This window comes from Microlunatus aurantiacus (assembly GCF_039536605.1).
Classification (GTDB): domain Bacteria; phylum Actinomycetota; class Actinomycetes; order Propionibacteriales; family Propionibacteriaceae; genus Microlunatus; species Microlunatus aurantiacus.
Genome location: NZ_BAAAYX010000020.1, coordinates 195,560 through 220,920, shown reverse-complemented (window position 1 = coordinate 220,920; position 25,361 = coordinate 195,560). Strand labels below are relative to the sequence as shown.

19 protein-coding genes are annotated in these 25,361 nt (G+C 72.4%); 5 read left to right on the top strand and 14 right to left on the bottom strand.

Going from position 1 to position 25,361, the window contains the following annotated elements; translation table 11 throughout:
* Positions 1 to 15: 15 nt before the first annotated feature.
* On the top strand, positions 16 to 1,839 hold the full coding sequence (gene ggt, locus ABD714_RS19390; protein WP_344814094.1) for a gamma-glutamyltransferase: 1,824 nt from the start codon (positions 16 to 18) through the stop codon (positions 1,837 to 1,839).
* A 31-nt stretch (positions 1,840 to 1,870) separates the two neighbouring features.
* Here the strand turns inward: ggt and ABD714_RS19385 are convergent, their stop codons facing one another.
* The 5 genes from ABD714_RS19385 to ABD714_RS19365 are packed head-to-tail and all read right to left on the bottom strand — an operon-like array spanning position 1,871 to position 5,769.
* The gene (locus tag ABD714_RS19385; RefSeq protein ID WP_344814093.1) at positions 1,871 to 2,473 is read right to left on the bottom strand and encodes an energy-coupling factor transporter transmembrane component T family protein; all 603 of its coding nucleotides are present in this window, start codon (positions 2,471 to 2,473) and stop codon (positions 1,871 to 1,873) included.
* Positions 2,470 to 3,165, bottom strand: coding sequence for an energy-coupling factor ABC transporter ATP-binding protein (locus ABD714_RS19380; protein ID WP_344814092.1), 696 nt, complete (start codon positions 3,163 to 3,165; stop codon positions 2,470 to 2,472). Before ABD714_RS19380 ends, ABD714_RS19385 begins: the two co-directional genes overlap by 4 nt.
* Positions 3,156 to 4,247 carry a thiolase family protein gene (locus ABD714_RS19375; protein WP_344814091.1) on the bottom strand — a complete coding sequence of 364 codons (1,092 nt, stop codon included), beginning with the start codon at positions 4,245 to 4,247 and terminating at the stop codon, positions 3,156 to 3,158. Before ABD714_RS19375 ends, ABD714_RS19380 begins: the two co-directional genes overlap by 10 nt.
* Positions 4,244 to 5,182 (bottom strand): AMP-binding enzyme, encoded by a 939-nt coding sequence (locus tag ABD714_RS19370; RefSeq protein WP_344814090.1) that lies wholly within the window; start codon positions 5,180 to 5,182, stop codon positions 4,244 to 4,246. The genes ABD714_RS19375 and ABD714_RS19370 overlap by 4 nt, the downstream gene beginning before the upstream one ends.
* Positions 5,179 to 5,769: a biotin transporter BioY gene (locus ABD714_RS19365; protein WP_344814089.1), complete on the bottom strand. Its 591-nt coding sequence runs from the start codon at positions 5,767 to 5,769 to the stop codon at positions 5,179 to 5,181. Before ABD714_RS19365 ends, ABD714_RS19370 begins: the two co-directional genes overlap by 4 nt.
* Before the next feature lie 77 nt (positions 5,770 to 5,846).
* Here ABD714_RS19365 and ABD714_RS19360 point away from each other — a divergent pair, with 77 nt between their 5' ends.
* Genes ABD714_RS19360 through ABD714_RS19350 form a run of 3 tightly spaced genes read left to right on the top strand, consistent with a single transcriptional unit; the run spans position 5,847 to position 12,030 of the window.
* Positions 5,847 to 8,366 carry a glutamate--cysteine ligase gene (locus ABD714_RS19360; protein ID WP_344814088.1) on the top strand — a complete coding sequence of 840 codons (2,520 nt, stop codon included), beginning with the start codon at positions 5,847 to 5,849 and terminating at the stop codon, positions 8,364 to 8,366.
* 12 nt (positions 8,367 to 8,378) lie between these two features.
* Entirely contained in the window at positions 8,379 to 10,163 is a 1,785-nt protein-coding gene (locus ABD714_RS19355; RefSeq protein WP_344814087.1) for an N-acetylglutaminylglutamine amidotransferase, read from the top strand.
* Between the two features lie 28 nt (positions 10,164 to 10,191).
* On the top strand, positions 10,192 to 12,030 hold the full coding sequence (locus ABD714_RS19350; protein WP_344814086.1) for a S9 family peptidase: 1,839 nt from the start codon (positions 10,192 to 10,194) through the stop codon (positions 12,028 to 12,030).
* On the opposite strand, the gene ABD714_RS19345 is transcribed toward ABD714_RS19350, so the two are convergent.
* Positions 12,017 to 13,630, bottom strand: a complete 1,614-nt coding sequence (locus tag ABD714_RS19345; RefSeq protein ID WP_344814085.1) for an MFS transporter — start codon at positions 13,628 to 13,630, stop codon at positions 12,017 to 12,019. The two genes, ABD714_RS19350 and ABD714_RS19345, sit on opposite strands and share 14 nt — an antisense overlap.
* Positions 13,627 to 14,505 (bottom strand): helix-turn-helix transcriptional regulator, encoded by an 879-nt coding sequence (locus ABD714_RS19340; RefSeq protein ID WP_344814084.1) that lies wholly within the window; start codon positions 14,503 to 14,505, stop codon positions 13,627 to 13,629. Before ABD714_RS19340 ends, ABD714_RS19345 begins: the two co-directional genes overlap by 4 nt.
* A 168-nt stretch (positions 14,506 to 14,673) precedes the next feature.
* Between ABD714_RS19340 and ABD714_RS19335 the strand changes: the two genes are divergently transcribed.
* Positions 14,674 to 15,483: an MBL fold metallo-hydrolase gene (locus ABD714_RS19335; protein WP_344814083.1), complete on the top strand. Its 810-nt coding sequence runs from the start codon at positions 14,674 to 14,676 to the stop codon at positions 15,481 to 15,483.
* Positions 15,484 to 15,514: 31 nt separating this feature from the next.
* Here the strand turns inward: ABD714_RS19335 and ABD714_RS19330 are convergent, their stop codons facing one another.
* From ABD714_RS19330 to ABD714_RS19300, 7 genes are read right to left on the bottom strand one after another with little or no spacing between them, the layout of a single operon-like run.
* Positions 15,515 to 17,251: a gamma-glutamyltransferase family protein gene (locus ABD714_RS19330; protein ID WP_344814082.1), complete on the bottom strand. Its 1,737-nt coding sequence runs from the start codon at positions 17,249 to 17,251 to the stop codon at positions 15,515 to 15,517.
* Positions 17,235 to 18,113, bottom strand: a complete 879-nt coding sequence (locus ABD714_RS19325) for an alpha/beta fold hydrolase (RefSeq protein WP_344814081.1) — start codon at positions 18,111 to 18,113, stop codon at positions 17,235 to 17,237. The genes ABD714_RS19330 and ABD714_RS19325 overlap by 17 nt, the downstream gene beginning before the upstream one ends.
* Positions 18,110 to 20,326, bottom strand: a complete 2,217-nt coding sequence (locus ABD714_RS19320) for a glycoside hydrolase family 43 protein (RefSeq protein ID WP_344814080.1) — start codon at positions 20,324 to 20,326, stop codon at positions 18,110 to 18,112. The genes ABD714_RS19325 and ABD714_RS19320 overlap by 4 nt, the downstream gene beginning before the upstream one ends.
* Positions 20,327 to 20,337: 11 nt before the next feature.
* Entirely contained in the window at positions 20,338 to 22,131 is a 1,794-nt protein-coding gene (locus tag ABD714_RS19315) for a glycoside hydrolase family 2 protein (protein ID WP_344814079.1), read from the bottom strand.
* 11 nt (positions 22,132 to 22,142) lie between these two features.
* Positions 22,143 to 23,048 (bottom strand): carbohydrate ABC transporter permease, encoded by a 906-nt coding sequence (locus ABD714_RS19310; RefSeq protein WP_344814078.1) that lies wholly within the window; start codon positions 23,046 to 23,048, stop codon positions 22,143 to 22,145.
* Positions 23,045 to 24,004: a carbohydrate ABC transporter permease gene (locus tag ABD714_RS19305; RefSeq protein ID WP_344814077.1), complete on the bottom strand. Its 960-nt coding sequence runs from the start codon at positions 24,002 to 24,004 to the stop codon at positions 23,045 to 23,047. The genes ABD714_RS19310 and ABD714_RS19305 overlap by 4 nt, the downstream gene beginning before the upstream one ends.
* Complete coding sequence (locus tag ABD714_RS19300) at positions 24,001 to 25,335, bottom strand: ABC transporter substrate-binding protein (RefSeq protein WP_344814076.1); 1,335 nt, start codon at positions 25,333 to 25,335, stop codon at positions 24,001 to 24,003. The genes ABD714_RS19305 and ABD714_RS19300 overlap by 4 nt, the downstream gene beginning before the upstream one ends.
* Positions 25,336 to 25,361: the final 26 nt, after the last annotated feature.

Here is a 25,361-nt window from a genome sequence, read left to right as displayed (position 1 = left end):
TTGAGGAGCTCCCGCATGGCTCGACGCACTCTCCAGCGGGCGGGTGCCGGCCTGCTCGGCCTCTGCCTCGCCGGCACTCTCCTCGTCGGCACCTCGCCCACCACGGCCGGAGCCGACCCGGGAGCCGAGCAGCAGCGCGCGACCCGGAAGAACCCGACGGCGTACGGGTGGGGCGGTGCGGTGGCCAGTGTGGACCCGGAGGCGACCGCCGCGGGCCTGCGGGTGCTGCGGGACGGCGGCAACGCGGTGGACGCGGCGGTGGCCACGGCGGCCGCCCTCGGCGTGACCGAGCCCTACTCGGCCGGCATCGGTGGTGGCGGTTACCTCGTCTACTACGACGCGAAGACGCGGCGCGTGCAGACCATCGACGGCCGGGAGACCGCCCCGACGACCATGCCCGGCACCGCCTTCACCGACCCGGTCAGCGGGAAGCCGTACCCGATGGAGCAGCTCGTCACCAGCGGCACGTCGGTCGGTGTGCCGGGCACCCCCGCCACCTGGGAGCGAGCCCTGCAGCGCTGGGGCCGCAAGTCCCTGGCCGCCAACCTGCAGCCGGCGATCCGGCTCGCCGACCGCGGGTTCGAGGTCGACCAGACCTTCCGCGACCAGACCCTCCAGAACAAGGAGCGGTTCGCCCAGATCACCCCCACCGCGAAGCTCTACCTGCCCGACGGCGACGCCCCTGCGGTCCGGTCGATCTTCCGCAACCCCGAGCTCGCCGAGACCTACCGCGCGATGGCCCGGGACGGTGCGCGGGTGATGTACCGCGGACCGCTCGCCGACGAGATCGTGCGCACCGTGCGGCGGCCGGCCAAGGAGCCCGACGCCACCCTGCCGGTCAGGCCCGGGTACCTGACGTCGTCGGACCTGGCGGCGTACGGGGTGGTCGACCAGGCACCGACAGTCGTCCGCTACCGGGATCTCGACGTGTACGGGATGGCGCCCTCGTCGTCGGGGGGCACCACCGTCGGCGAGGCCCTGAACATCCTCGACACGGTGAACCTGGGCCGGATGTCCACGCCGCGGGCGCTGCACTACTACCTCGACGCGTCGGCGCTGGCCTTCGCCGACCGGGCCGCGTACGTCGGCGATCCCGCTTTCGTGCCGGTGCCGACCGAGGCCCTGCTCTCCCAGCGGTTCGCCGACAGCCGGGCCTGCCAGATCCCCCGCCAGCAGGCCCTGGTCACACCGACCGCCAAGGGGGATCTGAGCGGCCGCGGCTGCCGTACGGCCGGTGCGTCGGCCACCACCGACCAGGGCAGGTCCACGACCCACCTGGTCACCTCCGACCGCTGGGGCAACGTGGTCTCGTACACGTTGACGATCGAGCAGACCGGCGGCTCCGGCATCGTGGTCCCGGGTCGCGGCTTTTTGCTGAACAACGAGCTGACCGACTTCAGCGCCGCCTACGTCGCCACCGATCCGAACCGGATCCAGGGGGGCAAGCGGCCGCGGTCGTCGATGTCGCCGACCATCGTGCTGGACCGTCAGGGCCGGCCCGTGTACGCCGTCGGCTCGCCGGGCGGCTCGACGATCATCACCACCGTGCTGCAGACCCTGGTCAACCGGATCGATCTCGGCCTGACCCTGCCCGAGGCTGTCGCCGCCCCCCGCGCCTCCCACCGCAACGCCGCGGAGGTGACGGCCGAACCGGCGTTCATCGAGCGGTACGGCGAGGCGCTGAGGTCACGCGGGTACGCGTTCGCCCCGAACCCGGCCGAGATCGGGGCGGTGACGGCCCTGGAGTTCCGTCCGGGCGGCTACGTGCTGGCCGCCGCCGAACCCACCCGCCGTGGCGGGGGCTCCGCCGGCGTGGTGGTGCCGAGCACGCGCCGCTGACCGCCCCCCTCGCCGTGCCGCGCCCGCCGGCTCAGTCGTCCAGGCCCCGGGCGACCAGGGCGTCACCCATCTGCTGAGCGTGCCGCAGGGCCCGCACCAGCAGCGGCACCGCGAACGTGCGGGCCCGGGTGGGCAGCCCCCGCGCCCGCTGGGCGTCGCGGAGCTGCTCGGCCAGCCCGAGCACCACCGGCACGGCCCGGATGGACAGGGCGAGCAGCAGTCCCACCCGCTCGGGGGCGACCCCGAACCGCCGGAACGGGCCGAGCACCCGGACCACCACGTCGGTCAGGGCGGTGGTCGTGGTCGTCAGGGTCACCAGTCCCGCCGCCAGCACCAGCAGCAGGACTGTCGCGGTGACGGACACCGCGACCTGCCAGTCCGCGACGAGGACCTGGGCGACGGCGATCGCGAGCAGCACCCACCCCAGCGACCGCAGCTGCCGCAGCGCGAGACCGAGACCGACCCGGGCCAGCGGATAGAGCAGCAGCACCACGACCAGCAGCGCGCAGCGCTGCCACCACCGGTCCAGCAGCTGGCACCCGACGGCCACCCCGATCAGGGCGAGGAGCTTGGCTCCGGCCGGTGCCCGGTGCAGGAGCGAGCCCCCGGGGACGTACAGGCCGAGCAGACTCACCGACGGGCCCGCATCAGCCGCCGGTAGTGCTCGACCGCCGTCGCCGGGTCCGCGTCCGCCACCAGCCGCCCCTCGTCGAAGACCAGCACCCGGTCGAAGCCGTCCAGCAGCTCGAGCTGGTGGGTGAGCAGCACCACCTGCTCGGCCAGCCCGGCGACCAGGTCGGCGATCAGGGCGGCGTTGCGCAGGTCGAGCAGCGTGGTCGGCTCGTCCAGCACCAGGAGGGCGGGCTCGGTCACCAGCACCGAGGCCAGGGCCAGCAGCTGCTTCTGCCCACCCGACAGCAGGTGGGCCGGGTGGTCGGCATGGGCGTCGAGGCCGAACCGGGCGAGCACGGCCCGGACCCGATCCTCCAGCCGCTGCCCGCGCAGGTCGCGGCGGCGCAGGCTGAAGGCCACGTCCTCGGCCACCGTGGGCATGACGATCTGCGCGTCGGGATCGGTGAAGCAGAAGCCGACCAGCTGCCGGACGCGTCTCCCGTCCCGGCGGGTGTCGTGACCGTCGACGGTGACGGTGCCGGTCTGCGGGACGACCAACCCGTTGAGCAGGCGTGCGAAGGTGGACTTGCCGGAGCCGTTGGCCCCGATCACCCCGATCCGACGCTCGGTCAGGTGGACGGTCACGTCCTGCAGGACCGGTCGGCGCTGAGCGGGATAGGCGTGGCTCACCCCGTCCACGTCGATCAGCGGCACGATTCCACCACGATCGCCACACCCTGACCGCCGCCGACGGCGATCGCCGCCAGCCCCAGCGCCCCCACCCGGCCGGCACGCACCAGCTGGGTGAACAACCGGACCGCGAGCACCGCCCCGGAGGCGCCCCACGGATGTCCGAGCGCGATCGCCCCGCCCTCGAGACAGACCCGTTCCGGCGCCAGTGCGAGGGCGTCGCAGCAGGCCAGCACCTGGCCGGCGAACGCCTCGTTGAGCTCGATCACCGCGATGTCGTCCAGACCGACGCCGGCCCGGTCGAGAGCGGCGCGCGCGGCCGGGACGAGGCCGAGACCGGGGGTGCGGGGCGAGATCCCGACAGTGGCCGAGGCCAGCAGGCGCAGACCCGGCAGCCCGCGCCGGACCCGGTCCGCCTCGGTCACCAGCGCGACCACCGCCGCCCCGTCGTTGATGCCGCAGGAGGTGCCGGCGGTGGCGGTGCCGCCGGCGGAGAAGATCGGTCGCATCCGGGCGAGCCGCTCGCCGGTCATGCCCGGTCGGGGACGCTCGTCGCGGCTCAGTCCGCCGACGGGGACGAGCTCGGCCGCGAACCGGCCGTCGTCGGCGGCGGCGACGGCTCGTCGGTGGGAGCGCAGAGCGTACGCGTCCTGCCGCTCGCGGCTGATCCCGGCGGCAGCGGCCACCAGATCGGCCGCCTCCCCCATCTCCGGATCGCCCAGTCCGGCGGGGGCGAAGGGAGCCCGACCCGGTCGGGTCGACGTCGAGGCGGACTCGACGCCACCCGCCAGCACCGCCCGTCCGTCCTCCACCAGGGCCGCGCCGACGACCAGCGCCGCCAGTCCGCTGCCGCACTGCCGGTCGACGGTCAACCCCGGCACGGTCACCCCCAGCCCGGCCTGCAGCGCGGCCACGCGGGCCAGGTCGCCGCCCGGACCGGTGCAGTTGCCGAGCACCACCTCGGTCACGTCCTGGGCCGTCAGTCCCGCGTCGACCAGCAGCGGCGGCAGCACCGCGGCGGCCAGGTCCGCGGCCGTCAGCGCGGCCAGTCCGTGGCCGGCGGTGCCGATCGGGGTCCGTCGCGCCGCGACGACGGCGACCGTCATGACGCCGTGATCCCGTCGCGGTCCACCTTGCCCGCCGCCGTCACCGGGAACGTCTCCACCACCGACCACCGGCGCGGACGATGGCTGGCCGGCAGAGCGCGCCGGGCGACCGCCGGCAGGGCCGCGGCGTCGGCCGGATCGGTGCAGACCGCGACCAGCACCGCGCCCAGTCGCCGGTGTGGTCGGCCGACCACGACCACCTCGCCCCGGGCGTGCGGACGCAGCGCCGCCTCCACGTCGGCCAGGATGACGGTGGCCCCGGCGGTGGTGACGGCGTCGGACCGGCCGCGGACGACGAGTCGCCCATCGTCGGAGAGGGACCCACGGTCGCCCACGCTCAGCCACGTCCGCCCGTGCCGGACCGAGGACCGCAGCACGGCGGGCTCGCCCTCCTCGCGAAGGCAGAGCCACGGCGAGCTCACCCACAGCTCGCCGCCGTCGACCTCGACGGCCACGGCGGGAAACAGCCGCAGGGAGTCGGCGTCCCGGCCCCAGCCGACGAACGACAGCTGCGCCGCGCCGTAGTAGTGGTGCACGGTGTGGCCGCTCGCTTCGGCCCGGTCGGCCAGGGACGGCGCCAACCGGTCCCCCGCCACCACGACGGTCAGCGGTGCGGGGTCCTCTTCCAGCAGGGCGGCCAGGGCGGCCGGCGTGCAGAACACGTGGGTGGCGCCACCGGGGAGCCCGGTCAGGGACGCCCCGACGTGATCGGCCAGGCACACCGCGTACGCGTTCATGCTCGCGGCGACCGGCCCCGGGACCCAGGCGCGACTGCTGCCGTCGAGACCGCACAACCCCGCCACCACGTCGAAGCTGTCCACCCAGGACGCCGCGGTCCGCACCACCCGGCGCGGCCGCCCGGAGGTCCCGGAGGTGGTCAGCCGGATGGTGCCACCGCCGGCGTACGCGGTCCGGAGCGCCGCCGGGGTGATCACACCCCGACCGGCTCCCGGTCGGCTCGCGGCATCTCCGGCAGCAACCCGGGCACGGCCTGGTGCGCACCGCGCGCGACCAGGGCGGCCAGCACGGCCTTGATGACGTCGCCGGGGAGGAACACCAGCGCCGCGGTGGCGGCCTGGAGCAGGCTGAGGTGCAGCACCAGCGCCATCCCGGCGATGCCGAAGAGGTAGAGGACGACGATGCCGCCGACCACGTTCACCGCGATCCCCTTGGCCAGCGACCGCGCCGTGTCCAGCCGCTCGCTGAGCCAGCCGATCACGAAGGCGGCGACCGGGAAGCCGACCAGGAAGCCCGCACTCGGCCCGAAGAACACGCCCAGCCCCCCGCGACCACCGGCCAGCAGCGGCAGACCGAGCGCCACCAGCAGCAGGAACACCACCACCGCCGCCGCCCCCCGCCAGCGCCCCAGCACCGCGCCCGCCAGCATCACGCCCAGCGTCTGCAGGGTGATCGGCACGGCGACCCCGGGGACCGCCAGGGCCGGGACGAGACCGAGGGCGGCGATGATCCCGACGAAGACCGCGGTCAGGGCGAGCCCGGTCGCGGAGAAGGCTCTCGTCACGCACGGGATCGTACGGCACGGCGTGAGTCCGGACGGCGTGTCGGTCAGGTAACGGACGCCGGTCTAGATTGCTGACGATGAGCGCGGAGCTGACGCTGGGTGCCGAGGAAGAGCTGCACCTGATCGACCTCGAGAGCTGGAGCCTGTCGGCCCGTGCCCCGCAGGTCCTGTCCCGGCTGCCCGGGGACAACTACTCGGCCGAGATCCAGCGGACGACGGTCGAGACCAACACCGAGGTGGTGTCGAGCCTGGCCGAGCTGCGCGCGGAGCTGGTCCGGCTGCGGCGTGGCCTGGCCGAGGTCGCGGCCGAGGAGGGCCTGGGCATCGCCTCGGCCGGGACCGCCCCCCGGTCGGTGTTCGCCGACTTCGAGCTGACGGCCACCGGCCGCTACGGCCGGATGCAGGAGCAGTACCGGCTGCTGGTCGACGAGCAGCTGATCTGCGGGCTGCAGATCCACGTGGGGGTGTCCAACCGCGACCTGGCCGTCCAGATCATGCAGCGGGTGGCGCGGCACCTGCCGATCCTGCTGGCCCTGTCGGCCAGCTCGCCGTTCTGGAACGGCCAGGACACCGGCTACTCCAGCATCCGGACGATCATCTGGCAGCGCTGGCCGAGTGCGGGCGCGACCGGTCGGATCGAGTCCGCCCAGGAGTACGACGAGCTGCTCGACGACCTGATCAACAGCGGGGTCATCGCCGACCGCAAGATGGCCTACTTCGACGTCCGCCCGTCCGCGCACGCCCCGACCCTGGAGCTGCGCGTCTGCGACGCGTGCCCGATCGTCGACGACGCGATCCTGATCGCCGGGCTGTTCCGGGCCCTGATCCGCTCGGCCGAGCACGAGATCGCCGAGGCCAAGCCCTTCGTCCCCTTCCCCGCCCCCATCCACCGGGCGGCGATCTGGCGGGCGGCTCGCGGCGGGATGACCAGTGAGCTGCTCGACGACAGCCGCCACCCCCGCCCCGTCCCCGCCGCCCAGGCGGTCCGGGGTCTGGTCGACCGGCTGCGACCCTTCCTCACCGAGCTGGACGACCTCGACGAGGTCGAGCAGCTGGTCGAGACCGCCCTGGCCCGGGGCAACTCCGCGGACCGTCAGCGGGCGGCGCTCGCCGAGCGCGGTGAGCTCGACGACGTCGTGGAGCTGGTGGTCAACGAGACCCAGGGACCCGCGGGGGGACTGCCGGCCCAGGTGCCGGAGCTGCGCTCCTACCGTCCACGGGCCGGGGACGAGGCCGTCGGCCTGGGACACCGGCCCCGACCCGTCTACGCCGACATCATCGAGCACTTCCGCACCCGGGGACCCGAGGCCTGGCGTCAGGCGGAGGACCGCCGCGACGCCTGGACCGACGAGCACGAGCTGACCTTCGGCGTCGAGCAGGAGGCGCGGCGCTTCGCCGTCGACCTGGTCCCGCGGGTCCTCCGGGCGCACGAGTGGGAGAACCTGCGGGCGGGCCTGATCCAGCGGGCCCGGGCGATCGAGTTCTTCCTGGCCGACGTGTACGGTCCGCAGCGGGTGCTGGCCGACGGGGTCCTGCCCGCCGACCGGGTGGTCGGTGCCCTCGGCTGGCGTCCGGAGTCGACGCGGCTGCCGAGCGGAGCCGTCCGCGCCCCGATCATGGGCTTCGACCTCGTGCGCAACGAGTTCGGCGGCTGGCGGGTGCTGGAGGACAACGTCCGCAACCCGAGCGGGGCCGCGTACGCGATCGCCATCCGTGACCTGCTGGACGCGGTGCTGCCCGATCTCCCCCGCCCCGCCGGGCTGCTGCAGCCGACCGACGCGCTGCCGCGGATCAAGGCGACGCTGCTCCGGCACGCCCGCCCCGGCACTGCGGCGGCTGTGTTCTCCTCGGGTCCGCGCGCCTCCGCCTGGTTCGAGCACCGGTTGCTGGCCGAACGGGGCGGGCTGCTGCTGGTCACCGCCGACGACCTGGACGTGGTGGACGGGCGGGTCCGGCACCGGACCACCGGGGAGGTGGTCGGAGCGCTCTACCTCCGGCTGGACGACGAGCTGGTCGACGTGGTCGACACCGACGCCCGCCACATCGGGGCCGAGATCTTCGAGGTGGCGGTGGCCGGCGATGTGGTGCTGGCCAACGCCCCGGGCAACGGCGTGGCCGACGACAAGGCGATGTACTGCTACGTGCCGGAGCTGATCGCCTACTACCTGCAGGAGCGGCCCCTGCTGGAGTCGGTGCCGACCTACCGCACCAGCGACGAGACGGAGCGCCGGATCGTGCTGGAGCGGGTCGGCGAGCTCGTCACCAAACCGGTCGACGGGCACGGGGGGCACGGGGTGCTGATCGGTCCCGACGCCTCGGCCTCGGCGGTCGCCCTGCGGCGCGCCGAGATCGCCGCCGACCCGGCGGGCTGGGTGGCGCAGGAGGTCGTGGCCCTGTCCTCGCACCCCACCTTCGACGCCGGAGCGCTGCAGCCACGGCACGTGGATCTGCGCGCTTTCGTGTACCTTCGCGGAACGGCGCCGGACGACTGCGAGCTCGCCCCGCTGGGGCTCACCCGCGTCGCCCCCGAGGGCAGCCTGGTGGTCAACTCCTCCCAGGGCGGCGGGGCGAAGGACACCTGGATCATCAACGAGTGAAGGGGAAGCACCGTGTGCGGACTCGCCGGAGAGATCAGGTTCGACGGTCGGACGGCCGACGTCGCCGCCTGTGAGCGGATGAACGACTGCCAGGAGGCGCGCGGACCCGACGGGTCGGGCGTGTGGGCCCGCGGGCCGGTCGCGCTGGGTCATCGCCGGCTGTCGATCATCGACCTCAGCGTGGCCGGTTCACAGCCCATGGTGGACTCCCCGCTCGGACTGAGCGTGGTGTTCAACGGCTGCATCTACAACTACCAGCAGCTCCGTGCCGAGCTGGAGGGTGCCGGGTTCTCGTTCTTCTCCACCTCCGACACCGAGGTGATCGGCAAGGCGTACGCGCACTGGGGCCTGTCCTGCGTCGAGCACTTCCTGGGCATGTTCGCGTTCGCGATCCACGAGCACGTGAGCGGCCGTCTCGTCCTCGGGCGGGACCGGCTGGGGATCAAGCCGCTCTACCTGGACCACACCCGCGACCGGCTCCGGTTCGCCTCCAGCCTGCCGGCGCTGTTGGCCGCCGGCGGGGTGGACACCTCCGTCGACGTCACCGCGTTGTCGTACTACATGACGTTCCACTCGGTGGTGCCGGCGCCGCGGACGATCCTGGCCGGGGTCACCAAGCTGCCGCCGGCGACCGTCCGGGTGATCGAGGCCGACGGGACGACGAGCAGCGACTGGCTCTACTGGGAGCCGGACTTCTCGCGCGACCCCGACAAGGCCGACTGGACCGACGAGGACTGGGAGGAGGCGCTGCTCTCCTCCCTGCGGACGGCGGTCGACCGCCGGATGGTGGCCGACGTGCCGGTCGGTGTGCTGCTGTCGGGTGGCATCGACTCCAGCCTGGTGGTGGCGCTGCTGGCCGAAGCCGGGCAGCACGACCTGAAGACGTTCAGCATCGGGTTCGAGTCCGCCGGCGGGGAGTCCGGCGACGAGTTCGAGTACTCGACCCTGGTGGCCGAGCGCTTCGGGACCGACCACCACCGCATCCCCATCCCGTCGGACCGCCTGCTGCCCGGCATCGACGCGGCGATCGGCGCGATGAGCGAGCCGATGGTCAGCCACGACTGCGTGGCCTTCTACCTGCTCAGCCAGGAGGTGTCCCGGCACGTCAAGGTCGTGCAGTCCGGGCAGGGCGCCGACGAGGTGCTGGGTGGGTACGACTGGTATCCCCCGCTGGCCACGGTGCCGCGGACGAACGCCGTCGAGGCGTACTCGTCGGTGTTCTTCGACCGGCGGTGGGCCGCGCTCGGCGAGGTGCTGAACCCGGACTGGATGGCTGCGGTCGACGAGCCGACCGCCTTCATCACCGACCGCTTCGGACGGGTCGGGGCCGAGACGTCGGTGGATGCCGCGTTGCGCAACGACACCACGATCATGCTGGTCGACGACCCGGTGAAGAGGGTCGACAACATGACGATGGCGGCCGGGCTCGAGGCCCGGGTGCCGTTCCTGGACCACGAGCTGGTCGAGCTGGCCGGCCGGATCCCGCCGGGACTGAAGCTCGCCGACGGCGGCAAGGGCGTGCTGAAGCGGGCGGCCCGCGGGGTCGTGCCGGACGAGGTGATCGACAGGACCAAGGGCTACTTCCCGGTTCCGGCGATCCGCCAGCTCGAAGGTCCCTATCTGGACCGGGTGCGGACGGCGCTGACCGACTCGGCCGCTCGGGACCGCGGGTTGTTCAACCCGGCCCTGGTCGACCGGCTCCTGGCCGACCCGAACACCACGCGGACGACCCTGGGCTCGAACGCGCTGTGGCAGCTGGCCCTGCTGGAGATGTGGCTGCAGCACCATGGGATCTAGCGCGGTCCGGACGCGATCGGGACCGCAGGTGCCGGCCGCGGACCTCGGTGCCGAGCTGGTCGAGGCCTGGGGAAGCTGGGGACCCACTCTCAGCCCCCACGCCGAGCAGCTGGCCTTCCTCAGCGACCGCAACGGCAGCCCGCAGGTGTTCGTCTCCGACCTGCGGATGGACGGCAGCGTCGACCGACCCCGCTTGATCAGCTTCGGCCAGGACCCGGTGGTGTCGGTCAGCTGGTCCGCCGACGGCGCCTGGCTGGCCTGCGCGGTCGCCACCGACGGCGGCGTCCGGACGCAGGTGTGGGTGGTGCGGCCGGACGGTCGCGACGCCCGGCGGGTCGCGGGCTCGGCCGAGCAGCACGCCGAGCTCGGTCCCTGGACCCGGAGCGGCCACCGGGTCACGGTGGTGATCCCCGACTACGCCGGCGACGGCCGCACCCACTGCTTCCTGGCCGACCCCACCACCGGCGAGCTGCACCCGTTGGCCACCGGCGACCTGCTCGGCGTGCTCGACCTGTCCGTCGACGAGCACCTCCTGATCATCAAGGACGGCCAACGGGGCAAGCAGTTCTGCGTGGTGGTGGACCGGGTCGCCGACGAAGATCATCCGCTGCTCCCCTACCCGGCCACCGGCTCCACCGAGGTGGCGATCATCCGGCCGTCACCGCCGGGCGACCCGACGCCCCTGGTCGCCTACGTCTGCACCGACGCGGGACTGCCCCGCCGCCAGCTGGTGGCGGTGCCGCTCGGAGCCGAGGGGTGGCGCGGGGTCTCGGGCGTGCTGGCCGCCCGCGACGACGCCGAGCTGGAGAGCCTGGACGCCGACGACAGCGGGCGCCAGCTGCTGCTGGTCTGGAACGTGGCCGGACGCAGCGAGCTCGAGCTGTTCGACACCGAGACCGGGGTCGGTCGGCTGCTGCCGGGGATGCCCGGGGCCGTTGCCTCCGGGGCGCTGCTCAGCCGGGACGGGCGCCGGGTGATCCTGAGCGTCGAGGGTCCGCACCGGCCCCGCGAGCTGTGGTGCCTGAGCACCCGGACGCTGCGCTGGACCCGGGTCGGTGCGGTGCCGTTCCGGGCCCTGTACGAGCTGGTCGAGCCCGAGCTGATCCGCTACCGCGCTCACGACGGCCTCGAGCTGACCGGCTGGCTCTACCGGGTGCCGGGACGCACCGAGCCGGGGCCGGCCATGCTGTCGCTGCACGGCGGACCCGAAGCGCAGGAGCGCCCCGTCTTCTCCCCCCAGCACCAGGCGATGCTGGCCGCCGGGATCGCGGTGCTGGCCCCGAACATCCGCGGGTCGTCCGGCTTCGGTCGCGCCTTCGTGCACGCCGACGACGTGCACGGACGCCGGGACGCCTTCGAGGATGTGGTCACCAGCGCCGACGAGCTGGTCCGGCTCGGGATCGCCGCCCCGGACCGGATCGCGATCACCGGTCGCTCGTACGGTGGCTACCTGACCATGGCCGGGCTCGCCTTCTACCCGGGCTACTTCGCTTGCGGGGTGGACATCTGCGGCATGTCGGACCTGCACACCTTCTACCGCGACACCGAGCCCTGGATCGCCGCGGCCGCGGTCAGCAAGTACGGCGACCCCGTGACCGACGCCGGTCTGCTGGCCGGGATCTCGCCGCTGCACCGCGCCGACAACATCGCCGTGCCGCTGCTGGTCGTGCACGGGGAGCTGGACACCAACGTGCCGATCGGCGAGGCGCACCAGATCGTGGCGGCGCTGCGTGAGCTCGGCCGACCGGTGCAGTACCTCCAGCTCGACGGCGAGGGCCACGAGTACCGGCGGGTGGACTCGCGGACCCTGTTGATCACCACGATGCTGGAGTTCCTGACCGAGGCCCTGCGGGTCAGCTCCGGCTAGGGTCCCCGTCGGGGGTCGTCGTCGCGGGGGTCGTCGTGGTGGCCGGCAGCAGGTGCCGGGTCACCGGTTCGCCGGTGACGAACGCGAAGGCGGCGTCCTCGATGGCCTTGTCCTCGGCCGTGAGCCGCACCTCGTGCTGGCGCTCGTGCTCGGCCCAGCTGGGCACGCTGAACTGCTCGACGTAGAGGTGCGGGTCCTCCCCGACCCGGTACAGGTCCCAGCGGGTCGATCCCGATCGCAGTCGGGAGCGCCGCATGGCCGGCATCGCGGCCAGGAAGGCGTCCCGGTTCGCGTCGTCGAGGCGGTACTGGATGGACACCGTGACGGGGCCGTCGGCGGAGTCCGGGTCCAGCGCCAGCCGCGGGGTGTCCCAGTAGGCCAGCGGCGAGCGGTCCAGACCCTGGCTGTCGGGCACCCGGAGCACGATCCCGGTCAGCGCGCTCACCGCCACCAGTCCGGCGGCGGTGAGCAGCGCGGCGCGCAGGCCGGCGTACTGGGTGAGCAGACCCCACAGCGGCGCCGCGATGGCCTGCGTCCCCAGGAAGACCATCAGGTAGATGGCGATGGCTCGGGCCCGGACCCAGGTGGGCAGGAACAGCTGGAGCTCGGAGATCGCCGTGGCCACGGTCGCGGTCCAGCCGAACCCGCAGACCACCAGCAGCGGCAGCGCCACCCCCATGGTCGGGGCCAGGGCCAGCCCGGCGAAGGCGGCCCCGAAGCCGACCCCGGCGACGGTGAGGAGGGAGTTCGAGGACAGGTGTCGCTTGACGGGACCGAGTCCGAGCGCGGCCACGACCGCCCCGGTACCCAGCGCGGCGAACAGCAGACCGTAGCCGCTCGCGGCCTGCCCCAGCTGCTGGCTCGCGATCAGCGGGAGCAGGGCCCAGACCGCTCCCGCCGGGAAGATGAACACCGCGAACCGCAGCAGGATGGTGCGCACCACAGGCTCGTGACGGACGTAGCGGCTGCCCGATCGCAGCGCCGGCAGGAACCGCTCGCGGGAGGTCACCGGAACGGTCGGTCGTCGCCAGGCCAGCAGGATGATCGCCAGGACGGAGCCGGTGACCGCGGTGAGGGCGAAGACCGGCGGCACCCCCCACGTGGCGATCACGACGCCCGCCAGGGCCGGGCCGGCGGCCCGGGCCACGTTGACGCTCACCATGTCGAGCCTGGTCGCGGCGGCGAACTCCGACCGCGGCACCAGCTCGGTGATGATCGACTGCCAGGTCGGCGAGAGCATCGCCTGTCCGGCGCCGACCGCGAAGGTGAAGGCCAGCAGCAGGGCGGGCGGCATCAGGCCAAGGGCGGTGAGCACGGCCAGCAGTGCCGCGACCACGACGACGTAGACCTGGATCACGATCATCATCGAGCGCCGGTCGAACGCGTCGGCCAGCACCCCGGCGGGCAGGGCCAGCAGCATCATCGGCAGCGTGCTCGCCGTCTGCACCAGGGGCACGATGGTGGCCGCGTTCGGGTCGTTCACGAACAGCCACTGGGCGCCGACCATCTGGCCCCAGGTGCCGATGCTGGCGATCACCACCCCGACCCAGAGCCAGAAGAACGCGCGGTGGCGGAACGGCGCGAACGGCGAGGCGCTCACCGGTCGTCGACGGTGGTCTCGGCCACCCGAGCGGTCGCGGCCCAGCTGGCCAGCAGGGCCAGGTTGTCGGCCGCGGGCGTGCCCGGCTCGGCGCTGTAGGCGGTCAGCGTCAGCCCCACCTCCCCGGGCAGCTCGAGAGCGTCGAAGCTGAGCTCGAGGTCCCCCACCGCCGGGTGCCGGAAGTGCTTGGTGCCGGAGCGGTGCAGCCGCACGTCGTGCGCCGCCCACCGGGTCCGGAACTCCTCGCTCCGGGTGGACAGCTCGCCGACCAGATCGGTCAGGCCCTTGTCGTACGGGTTCCGGCCGGCCTCGGTCCGCAGGATCGAGACGCTGGTGCTGGCCGACTCCGACCAGTTCGGGTGCAGCAGGTGGGCTCGCGGGTCGAGGAACACGAAGCGGGCCAGGTTCAGCGGCTGCGCTCCGCGGTGGCCCTCGTACGCCTGGCTGTAGAGCGCCCGGCCCATCGCGTTGACGGCCAGCACGTCGAGCCGGCCGTTGCGGACGAACGCGGGCAGCCCGGTCATCGCGTCCAGCAGCCGTTGGATGCTGGGGCGCAGCTCCGCCGCCCGGCGCGGCCGCCGAGGGGTGGCGGGAGCGGACGCCGCCCGAGCCAGGTCGAACAGGTAGGCCCGCTCGGACTCGTCCAACCGCAGGGCCGAGACCAACCCCTCGAGGACGGCTTCCGACACCCCGGCCAGGTTGCCGCGCTCCAGGCGGGTGTAGTACTCCACGCTGACCCCGGCCAGCTGAGCCACCTCCGCCCGGCGCAGACCCGGGACCCGGCGGGCGCCGAAGCTGATCACCCCGGCGGACTCGGGTGTCACCTTCGCGCGCCGCGACGACAGGAACTCGCGTACCTCGGCCTGGTTGTCCACGGTCCCGACGTTACGGCGCGGACCGGCCCGGGTGGGAGGCCCCGTCAGTACCCCTTCCGCCAGGGACTGGTGCGGACGCCACCGAGGTGGTGACATCATCACGAGCATCCCACCGGGCGACCTCGCCGGCCGGCTGCGACGGCGTCCTCGAAGAACGGAGCAAGCACCATGGCGGAACACGGGCAGGCCAAGGCGCCCGCCACCCGACGGTTCGGTCCCGAGGCGTTCACCGAGACCACCGACACGGTGCTGCGCTGGCTGGGCATGGCCGGCTTCCTGATCAACAGCCGTGGCACCACGATCATGATCGACCCGCTGCTGGGTGGCTTCGACATGCCGATCATGATCGAGATGCCGATCGCCGCCACCGACGTGCAACGGCTCGACGCGGTGCTGGTCACCCACAGCGACAACGACCACTACAGCGTCCCGACCTGCCGTGACCTGGCACCGGTCACCGCCGCCTACCACTCCACCCGGTACGTGGCGTCCCTGATGGCCGCCGACGACCTGCCGGCCCACGGCCACGACATCGGCGAGCAGTTCACGGTCGGGCACGCCGCTGTCGCCCTCACGCCCGCCGACCACGCCTGGCAGAACGAGGTCCCCGGGGCCAGCGATCGGATCCACCAGAAGGAGGACGCCTGTGGCTTCTGGCTGGACACCCCGGACGGGACGATCTGGGCGCCCGGCGACTCGCGCCTGATCCGCGATCACCACCTGACCAGGCCGGCCCCCGACGCGATGCTGTTCGACTTCTCCGACAGCGAGTGGCACTTCGGTCTGGCCGGGGCCGTCGAGATGGCGAACGCCTACCCGAGCACGCCGCTGCTGCTGCACCACTGGGGCTCGGTCGACGCCCCGGACTTCCCGCCGTTCAACGCCGATCCGGCCACCCTGGTCGACCGGGTGACGAACCCGGACCGGATCCACGTGCTCGCACCCGGGGAGCCCTTCACCCTGCGTCGGCTGGGCTGACGCGGCGGCCCGGCAGGCGGCGCCGGAGTCGTCACCGGCCGACGGCGTAGCCCTGGTGGCCACGGGCGTTGGCACCGGCCTTCAGCCAGCCGTCCTCCCGCGCCACCGCGCTCACCCGGCCCAGCGACCAGTCCGCCGTGACCTCGAGACGGTGGCCCCGGTCGGCGAGGTCGTCCCGGACCGCTCGGGCGTGCCGACCCTCCAGCCGCAGGTTCGCGGGTCGGAACCCGTGCGGGTGGAAGGAGTCGATCATCGCCGCGGTGTCGAACGACGGCCGGTCGATGGCCTGCTGCAGGTTGTCGCCGCTGTGCAGCAGGTTGAGCAGCACGTGCAGACTCCACTGGTCCTGGCTGTCGCCGCCGGGTGTCCCGAACGCCAGCCAGGGCTCGCCCTCCCGCAGGGCCAGCGACGGGGACAGCGTGGTCCGGGGGCGTGCGCCGGGGCGCAGGGTGTTGGGCAGCCCGTCCACCAGCGCGAACATCTGGGCCCGGCTGCCCAGGCAGAATCCCAGCTCGGGGATGGTCGGCGACGACTGCAGCCAGCCGCCGCTGGGGGTCGCGGAGATCATCATCCCGTTCGCGTCGACGACGTCGAGGTGGCAGGTGTCGCCCCGTGGCGGGTTCAGCGTCGGCTCCCCGCCGCCGGCCTCCGGTCCGCTTCCGGCACCCTCGGTCCAGTACGGCGGCAGCACCGGCACCCGCCCGTCCGGCGACCCCGGCCGCAGCTCCGGGGAGGCGTCGCCGCCGATCAGGGCGGCCCGCTCGGTCGCGTACGCCGCGGACAGCAGGGTGGACAGGGGAACGTCGGTCACCGTCGGGTCGCCGTACCAGGCGTCCCGGTCGGCGAAGGCCAGCTTGGCCGCCTCGGTGATCAGGTGGATCCAGCCCGCACTGCCGGGCTCGTGCTCGCCGAGTCCGGCCGCCTCCAGCAGGGCCAGCTGCTGCAGCAGCACCGGTCCCTGGCCCCACGGTCCGGTCTTGGCCACCGTGATGCCGGCATAGCCGCCGAGCACCGGGTCCTCGACCGTCGCCGACCACCCGGCCAGATCCTGTCCGGTCAGCAGACCGCCCTGCTCGGTGGAGAAGCGGTCGACCGCCACGGCCACGAAGCCCTCGTACCAGGCCCGGCGGGCCGCCTCGATCTGGGCCTCCCGGTCCGGGCCCGCCGCCGCCGACTCGGCGATGATCCGCTCGTACGTCCGCGCGAGGACCGGGTTCCGGATCCGCTCACCGGCCGCCCGTTCCCGACCCGCCGTCAGCCAGAGGTCGGCCGACGTCGGCCAGTCCCGCCGGAACCGCTCCGCCGAGGCGTTGATGGTGGCGGCGGCGGTCGGCAGCAGCGGGTGACCGCCCGCCGCGAGGGCGATCGCCGGCTCGAGCACGTCGGCGACCGTCCAGGTGCCCCAGCCGGCCAGCAGGGTCAGCCAGGCACCGAAGGCGCCCGGGACGACAGCGGCCAGCAGACCCGTGCCGGGGACCGTCTCCACGCCGCGGTCACGCAGGGCCTGCACCGTGGCGCTCGCCGGGGCGACCCCCTGACCGCAGACCACGCGCACCTCGGCGCGGGTCGGGTCCCACAGCAGCAGCGGCAGGTCACCGCCGGGCCCGTTCAGGTGCGGCTCGACCACCTGCAGGGCGAAGCCGGCCGCCACGGCGGCGTCGGCGGCGTTGCCGCCGCGTTCCAGCACCCCCATCCCGACGGCGGAGGCGATCCAGTGGGTGCTGGCGACCATTCCCAGGTCACCGACCAGCTCAGGACGTGTGGGCATCCAGCCAGTTGATCACGAAGGCGGTGATCTCGTCGCGGTTGGTCTCGTTGAAGATCTCGTGCCGCGCCCCGGGATAGAGCCGGACGGTCACGTCGGTCAGACCGGCGTCGGAGTAGCGCTGACCCACCAGCTCGACCAGCGTGCCGCCGCCCGCGAGCGGGTCCGCGTCTCCCGACACGACCAGCACGGGCAGGTCCGGGCGGATGCCGGCCAGCACGGCCCCGTCGGCCAGCCGGTCCGCCGCACCCAGCATCTGCGGCATCACGTCCGGCGTGGTCTGGAAGCCGCACCACGGGTCGGCCACGTAGCGGTCGACCTCGGCCTCGTCCCGGCTCAGCCACTCGTAGCCGGTCCGGTCCTCGAAGCCGGCGTTGAAGGCGCTCAGGTCGCCGCTCGCGTCGTCCGCGCTCGCCGCCATCCCCGCCGCCAGCTGGTCGAGGGCGGTGGTGCCCGACAGCACCACGCCCGACCACAGGTCGGAGTGGTCGACGATCACCTGCTGCAGGGCGAACGAGCCCATCGAGTGGCCGATCAGGAACCGCGGCAGCGTGGGCTGCTGCGCGGCGACCCACCGACCCACGGTCGCCACGTCGGCGACCAGACCGGTCCAGCCCGCCGCGCCGAACGAACCCAGGGAGTCGGCGGCCTCGCCGGTGGCACCGTGCCCGGGGTGGTCGTGACCGTGGACGAGGTAGCCGGCCCCGTTCAGGGCGGTGGCCAGCCGGTCGTAGCGACCGGCGTGCTCGGCCAGACCGTGCGAGAGCTGGACCACGGCCTTCGGTTGCTCCACCCCCTCCCAGGCGTACGTGGTGAGGGTGAGTCCCTCGGTCGCTGACGGCAGCGTCGACGTGGTGTAGGTCATGGGGCCAGACGATAGAGCCGGAGGTAGTCGAACGTCGCGGTGGTGGCCGGCTCGGCGCCGCCGTGCGCCACCAGCCCGATCCTCGGTGTGGCTCCCGGCGCGAAGGTCCAGGTCGCCCCCCAGGTCCACGCCCGCCCGTCGCGGCTGGTGCCGGCCCGGAAGAGGTGCTCCCCCGCCGCGTCGGTCGTGTGGGCCAGCCGGAGCCAGACCTCCGGCGCCGGCGTGCCGATGACCGCGCCGCCGTAGGACGTGCCCCCGTCCGCGGTGGCCACCAGCTCCCGACCGAACTCGGTCTGCCGGGTGTTCCAGATCGCCACCGAGCCGAGCCGGGCGAAGTCGTCGTCGCTGCGGTAGGCGACCAGACCCGCCTGCTGGTAGTTGCGGACCGTGTCGGTGCCGAGGTCCAACCGCAGCCTGGTCTCGGCGATCCAGTCCCCCGCGGGCGGCTGCCGCAGCAGCACCGTGGCGTTGTTGCTCCCCCCGGTCAGGTCGGTCGAGGTCAGCCGCCAGCTCAGGGCGCCGTCGGCGACGGTGACGTCGCCGCTGGGACGCACGACGTCCCAGCCGGTCAGCGCCGGGCTGTCGAACTCGTCGCCTCCCAGCAGCCGGCCGACCTGCGGCACCGGAGCCGCCGTGGTGTGCGGTCGGGCCAGCGGACGGATGGTCAGGTTGTCCAGCAGGGTGTCGGAGCCGGACACCTGGACCGGGGCCGAGGAGACCGCGAAGCCGCGCACCCGGGTGGTCACCTCGGCGGCCGGGTCCGCCAGATCCGACGAGCTCACCTGGGCCGTCACCTGGGGTCCGTCCGCGGTCACGGTCAGGGTCCGCCAGCCCGGGCTGAAGGTCACGGGGGTGCGGACCGTCGCCCCGGTCCCCGCACGGACGGTCAGTCGCTGACCGGTCGGGTCGAAGGTCACCCGCAGCCGACGGTCACCGCGTCCGAGCACGACGGTGGTGGCCCGGTCGCCGCGCAGGTCGGCCCGGAGCCGGACCCGGTCCGCCGGCGCCGGGCGCTGCGTGGTGGCCACCCCGCGGACCCGGGCCGTGGGGCCGGACTGGGGATCGGTCGGTCCCGCCGTGGCGCCCCAGATCCCCCGTGCGGCGGGATCCTCGGCGGTGATGCCGAGGCCGGAGCCGGTCACCGGAGCCGCCTGCGGTCCGTCGCTCGGTCCGAGACCCGCACGCGTGCGCGGCCAGCCGTCGATCCAGTCCAGGCGGTCGATCAGCATCGGTCGGCGGTTGATGCCGAACGGCTCGGTCAGCCAGGGCTGGTTGCGGTCGATGGCGTGGTAGACGACGAACGTCTGCCCGCGGGCGTCGGTGACCACGGCGTGGTGGCCGGCGCCCACCCAGGTGTTGCCGTTCTGGGTGAGCACGGTGGTCCCGCCGACGGCCGAGGCCAGCAGCGAGATCCCGTCGGCGTCCAGGAACGGACCCAGGGGTGAGCGCGAGCGGCCGGCGAAGACCGAGTAGCCGGTGGTCGGCCCGGCGCAGCAGTTGGCCGCCGAGCCCATCAGGTAGTACCAGCCGTCGTGGCGGACCACGTAGCTGCCCTCGTAGCGGTTGTCGATGGCCACCTGGGTGGCCGCGCCGACCGGGGTGAGACCGTCGGCACTCAGCCGGGTCACCCACAGCCCGCCGAAGTAGGAGCCGTAGTACAGGTAGTGACGGCCCTCCACGTCGGTGAAGGCGGCCGGGTCGAAGGTCCACAGGAACCCGCCACCGCTCGCCGCGCGCGGCGCCACCACCGGGGTGTCCGAGGGCGTCCACGGCCCGACCGGGGTCGGTGCGGTCGCCACACCGATGGCCGAGTCGTCCCCCGGGTGGAGGGTGGTGTCGGTGACGGTGAAGTAGAGGACGTAGCGACCGGCGACGTAGCGCACGTCGGGCGCCCACAACCCCGAGGTCGCGGTGGCCCACGAGGGCCGGTTGCTCCCGTCGAACACCGTGCCGAGGTAGCTCCAGGACCGCCAGTCGCGGGTCCGCGCGATGTGCATGACGCCCGGGGCGTCATCGGCCCGCAGCGGGTCGGCCGTCGAGTAGGCGTACCACCAGCCGTCCTTGCCCTGGATCACCGCGGGGTCGGCGAACGTGTCGGCGAAGGAGGCACTGACCGGGTTCCGGATCGGCTCCCGCGGGGGCCGCGCGTCGGCGGGGGCCGACGTCGTCAGGAGCAGCAGGACCACCGTCAGGATCGCGATCAGCGCCCTCACCGCCTACTCCCTCACAGCTCGTACGCGGAGGGCCGCTGCTGGGCCTTGCGGATCCGTTCGACGTCCAGCTTGTCGCTGCGGTCGAACCGGTAGATGCCGTTCTCCTCCTGGAACACGTCGGTCAGCTGGGTGTAGCAGTAGCCGAACATCCGCGGGTCGTCGAGCAGTGCCCCGGTCAGTCCCTCGAAGCGGGCGTAGAAGCCCTCCTCGTCACCGACCCGGTCGCCGTAGCCCCACGACTCGGTCCGGACCCGACCGTCGGCGTCCAGCGCGTCCGGGTTCCACCAGATGCCGCCGAACTCGGAGACGAAGTAGGGCTGGCCCGCGTACGGCAGCGAGAGGTCCCGGTCGAGGTGGCGGTTGGCGAACGGCCGGCCGTCGGCCAGCCCGGCGTGGTTGGCCGCGAAGCGCTCCGGGTCCTGCTCGTAGTCGTGGCTGTCCCAGACGTCGGTCTCGGCCACCCGGTGGGAGTAGCCGCTGGCGTCCAGCACGGGCCGGGTCGGATCGGCGAGTCGGGTGGCCCAGAACATGGCCTGGGTGACGTCGTCCAGCTGGGTGATCCGGTCGTGCAGACCCTGGTGGGTCTCGTTCAGCGGGCACCAGCCGATGATGCTGGTGTGGTTGACATCCCGGCGCAGCACCTCCAGCCACTGGGTGACGAAGCTGGCGGTCGGCTGCTGGTGGTCGGTGTCGTGCCCACCGACGCTGGCACCCCAGTCGCCGAACTCGCCCCAGACCAGGTAGCCGAGCCGGTCGGCGTGGTGGTAGAACCGCTCCTCGAACACCTTCTGGTGCAGCCGGGCGCCGTTGAACCCGGCGGCCAGGGACAGCTCGATGTCGCGGCGCAGCGCCGCGTCGTCCGGGGCGGTCATCAACGAGTCGGCCCAGTAGCCCTGGTCGAGCACCAGGCGCTGGAACACCCGTTGTCCGTTGATCATGATCGCCTGGCCGTCCAGGGCGACCGAGCGCAGACCGGTGTAGCTCTGCACCCGGTCGACCAGTGCGCCCGTGTCGTCGTGCAGCTCCAGGGTCAGGTCGTAGAGGTGCGGGTCGTCGGGTGACCACAGCCGTACGCGGTCGTCCGGGACCGCCAGCGTGACCGTCGGTGCCCGGTCCAGGTCGACCCGGCTGCTGGCCGCCACCACCTGCCCGGCGTTGTCGGCCAGGGTCGCGGTGGCCGTCCAGCCCGGTCGGTTCTGGCTGACCGGCAGCGCCACGGTGAACGAGGACGCCCCGACGTTCGGGGTGACCGCCCCGCGCTGCAGGTGGACCTCCGGCACCGCCTCCAGCCAGACGGTCTGCCAGATGCCGGTGGTCCGGGTGTAGACGCAGTCGTGGTTGGCGTACTCACGGGCCTGCTTGCCCCGGGCCTGCGGACCGTGCCGGGTGTCGCGGGCCCGCACCACGATCGTCGCCTCGACGCCTCCGCCCAGCGTGGCGGTGATGTCGGTGTCGAAGGAGCTGAACCCGCCACGGTGCCGCACCACCTCCACGTCGTTGACCCAGACCGTGGCGTCGTGGTCGACGGCGCCGAAGTGCAGCACGACCCGTCGACCGGACCAGTCGGTGGGCACGACGACCGTCCGGCGGTACCAGACCGCCTCCAGGAAGTCGGTGGTGCCGACCCCCGACGCCTCGCTCTCGGGGGCGAACGGCACCAGGATCTCGTCGGTGAGGTCTCGGGTCCGCAGCCCGCGTTCGAGCCCGCTGTTGGCGGTGTCGACCTCGAACTGCCAGTGACCGTTCAGGTTCAACCAGTCGGGGCGGAGGAACTGCGGACGGGGGTGCTCGGGTTTGGGGATCATGAGGGCGGGGATCAGCCTTTCAGGCCGCTCGTGGCTACGCCTTCGATCACGTAGCGCTGGACGAAGACGAACAGGATCAACACGGGCAGGGCGGCGACGGTGGCACCGGCCATGACCACTGGGTAGTCGATGTTGTAGGCCGCCTGCAGGGTGGCCAGGCCGGCCGGCAGGGTCAGCCGCTCCGGCGAGAACAACACGAAGATCGGCCAGACGAAGTCGTTCCAGTTCGCCAGGAACGCGATCAGGGCCAGGGTCACCAGGGCCGGCTTGGAGTTGGGCAGCACGATCCTGGTGAAGATCTGCCAGGTGTTCGCCCCGTCGATCCGGGCGCTCTCCTCCAGCTCCTTGGGGATGGCCAGGAAGAACTGCCGGAGGAAGAACACCCCGAAGGCACCCGCGGCTCCGGGCACGATCAGGGCGATCAGCGTGTCCAGCCAACCGAGCTGGTCCATGATCAGGTAGTTGGGCATCAAGAAGATGAAGCCCGGCACGAACAGGGTGACGACGATGATCCCGAACAGCACGTTCTTACCGCGGAACTGCATCCGGGCCAGCGCGTAGGCGGCCATCGAGGCCGTCACCAGCACCAGGATGGCGTGACCCGTGGCCGCCAGCAGTGAGTTCAGAGCCCAGGTGAACACCGGGTTCTGCTCGTCGGCGAACATCAGCTGGTAGGCGCGCAGGGTGTACTCGTCCGGGATCAGGGTCATCGGGATCCGGCGCGAGTCCTCAACGGTACGGAAGGACGTCAGCACCATCCACACCAGCGGGATCACGAAGATCAACGACAGCGCGACCAGTCCCACCCAGAAGAACGGCCCGTTGCGGTCCTGGCGGTAGGCGCGACGGCGTACGGCGGGTGCCGCGGGCCCGCCGTTCCCGATCAGCTCGGCGTTGGAGGGTTCGGTGGTGGTCATTTCTTCTCCCTCTCTCGCAGGGCCAGGAAGTTGATGATCGAGATCAGGATCAGGAAGACGGCCAGCACGTAGCTCATGGCTGTCGCGGAGCCCATCTTGAAGCTGCGCAGACCTTCCTGGGTCATCACCATGATCGCGGTCTTGGTGCTGTCACCGGGACCACCGTTGGTGATCAGGTAGGACTGGCCGAACATGTTGGCGCTGGCCAGCACCGTGGTGGTGACGATGAAGACGAGGATGTTCCTCAGACCGGGCACGGTGACGTAGGCGAACTTCCCCCACGTGCCGGCGCCGTCCAGCGACGCGGCCTCGTAGTGGTCCCGCGGGATGCCCTGGAGTCCGGCCAGGTAGATCACGGTGTTGAAGCCGAGGGTCCACCAGACGGTCACGCCGACCAGTCCCACCCAGGCCCACGGCTGGGTCTGGGTCCAACCGATCGCCGGGATCCCGACGAGTCCCAGCGCGTAGTTGATCAGGCCGAACTGGCTGTCCAGCAGGTAGCGGAACAGCACGCCGATGACGGCGATGCCGAGGACGAACGGGGCGAAGATCATCGCCCGGAAGAAGGATCGTCCGGGGAACGTGCGGTTCAGCAGCAGCGCGATCCCCAGTGGGACGAACACCAGGAACGGCACGCTGGCCACCACGAAGATGGCTGTCGCGCGCATGCCCTTCCAGAACGGCTCGAACGTGATGGAGTCCGGATCGGCCAGGTCGAGGTAGTTCTGCAGTCCGATGAAGGGCTTGTTCGGCAGCAGGAAGTCCCAGTCGTGCAGGCTCACCCAGAGACCGAACACGGCCGGGCCCAGTACGAACGCGCAGAGCAGCGCGACGTACGGCAGCAGCATCAGGTACGGGGTGAGCGTGTGGTTGAGCCGGAGCTTCCCCTTGCGGGGCGGGGGGGCCTGACTCGCGGCCCCCACCGCCTCCGCACGGCTCACCGTGCTGCTGGTCATCCGTACTTCTTCTGGTTGGCGGCCAGGATCTTGTTCGCCTTCTCCGCCGCCTGCGGCAGCGCCTCGTTGACCGGCTTCTTGCCCAGCATCGCCTCGCTGGTGGCGGTGACCCACTCCGGCATCACGTCGTTCACGCCGGGGATCGGCGGCACGAACCGGATGTAGTCGACCTCCTTGGCGAACTCGGTGACGGGGCCCATCTTGGCGAACTCGGGATCCTCGCGGACCGAGTTGCGGGCCGGGACCATCCCGGCGGTGGCCCAGGTGAGCGACTGCTGGGAGATCCAGTTGACGAACACGCGGGCAGCGACCTGCTTGTTCTCGTCGGCTTTCTGCTGCTTCGGCAGCACGAACTGGTGCGACCCGGCCCAGGTGACCTGCTCCCCACCGATGTTGGGCACCGGGGCGGCACCCCACTTCAGCTTCTTGATCGCGTCCAGCGGGGTGGTGTTCCACGGTCCGTTGATCATGAACGCGGCCTTGTCGTTGGTGAAGGACACGAAGTCACCGTCACTCGCCGCGTTCTTGGGGCTGTAGCCGTTGTCGATCAGGCTCTTCCACCAGGAGATCGCCTTCTGCGCCGGCTCCTCCCCGAAGTCGGCGGAGAGGCCGTCGTCACTGACCATCTTGCCGCCGAACTGGTAGACCGTCGTCTGGGAGGAGAGACCGTTGACGCTGAGGGCCGAGGTCCACATCCCCTGGATGCCCTTGGACTTGCACTGGTCGAGGATGGCCATCAGCTCGTCGCCGGTGGTCGGCGGCTTCTCCGGGTCGGCACCCACCTTCTCCAGCACGTTCTTGTTGTAGAACAAGCCGGCCGGGTGGACATCGAGCGGGATGCCGTAGCGCTTGCCCTGGTAGAGACCGCCGTTCCAGGCGATCGGGACGAAGTCGGACTCGGACAGCTTCAGCGCCTCGGCGACGTCGTCCAGGGGCGTGATGACCTGACGTGCGGCGTTGGTGGCCAGGTCGTCGTTGTGCATCAGGCCGATCTCGGGGGCCTTGCCGTTGCTGACCGCCGCCGGCAGCTTCTGGAAGTACTCGGCCCAGGCGATCGCGGTCATGCTGACCTTGATGTTGGGGTGTTCCTTGTTGAACGCGTCGATCATCTTGCGCATGATCGGGCCGTCACCGCCGGTGAGGCCGTTCCAGAACGCGAGCGACACGGCCGGGCCGTCATAGCCCTCTGCGCCGCCCCCTCCGGCCACGGACTCCTGCTGACCAGGGGCGCCGGCCGAGCCGGGTGAGCAGGCCGCGAGCCCGGCGGTGGCCGCCAGACCGAGAGCGCCGCCCAGCAACGAGCGGCGGGAGATCGAGAACGACGTTGTCATGCTTCTCCTTGAGAGAGGGGTGGGGA

Excerpts from the sequence above, each read along its gene's own strand:
- ggt (WP_344814094.1), top strand. The coding sequence starts at position 16 with ATGGCTCGACGCACTCTCCAGCGGGCGGGTGCCGGCCTGCTCGGCCTC.
- ABD714_RS19375 (WP_344814091.1), bottom strand. The coding sequence starts at position 4,247 with ATGACGGTCGCCGTCGTCGCGGCGCGACGGACCCCGATCGGCACCGCC.
- ABD714_RS19360 (WP_344814088.1), top strand. The coding sequence starts at position 5,847 with ATGAGCGCGGAGCTGACGCTGGGTGCCGAGGAAGAGCTGCACCTGATC.
- ABD714_RS19335 (WP_344814083.1), top strand. The coding sequence starts at position 14,674 with ATGGCGGAACACGGGCAGGCCAAGGCGCCCGCCACCCGACGGTTCGGT.
- ABD714_RS19330 (WP_344814082.1), bottom strand. The coding sequence starts at position 17,251 with ATGCCCACACGTCCTGAGCTGGTCGGTGACCTGGGAATGGTCGCCAGC.
- ABD714_RS19325 (WP_344814081.1), bottom strand. The coding sequence starts at position 18,113 with ATGACCTACACCACGTCGACGCTGCCGTCAGCGACCGAGGGACTCACC.
- ABD714_RS19315 (WP_344814079.1), bottom strand. The coding sequence starts at position 22,131 with ATGATCCCCAAACCCGAGCACCCCCGTCCGCAGTTCCTCCGCCCCGAC.
- ABD714_RS19310 (WP_344814078.1), bottom strand. The coding sequence starts at position 23,048 with ATGACCACCACCGAACCCTCCAACGCCGAGCTGATCGGGAACGGCGGG.
- ABD714_RS19305 (WP_344814077.1), bottom strand. The coding sequence starts at position 24,004 with ATGACCAGCAGCACGGTGAGCCGTGCGGAGGCGGTGGGGGCCGCGAGT.
- ABD714_RS19300 (WP_344814076.1), bottom strand. The coding sequence starts at position 25,335 with ATGACAACGTCGTTCTCGATCTCCCGCCGCTCGTTGCTGGGCGGCGCT.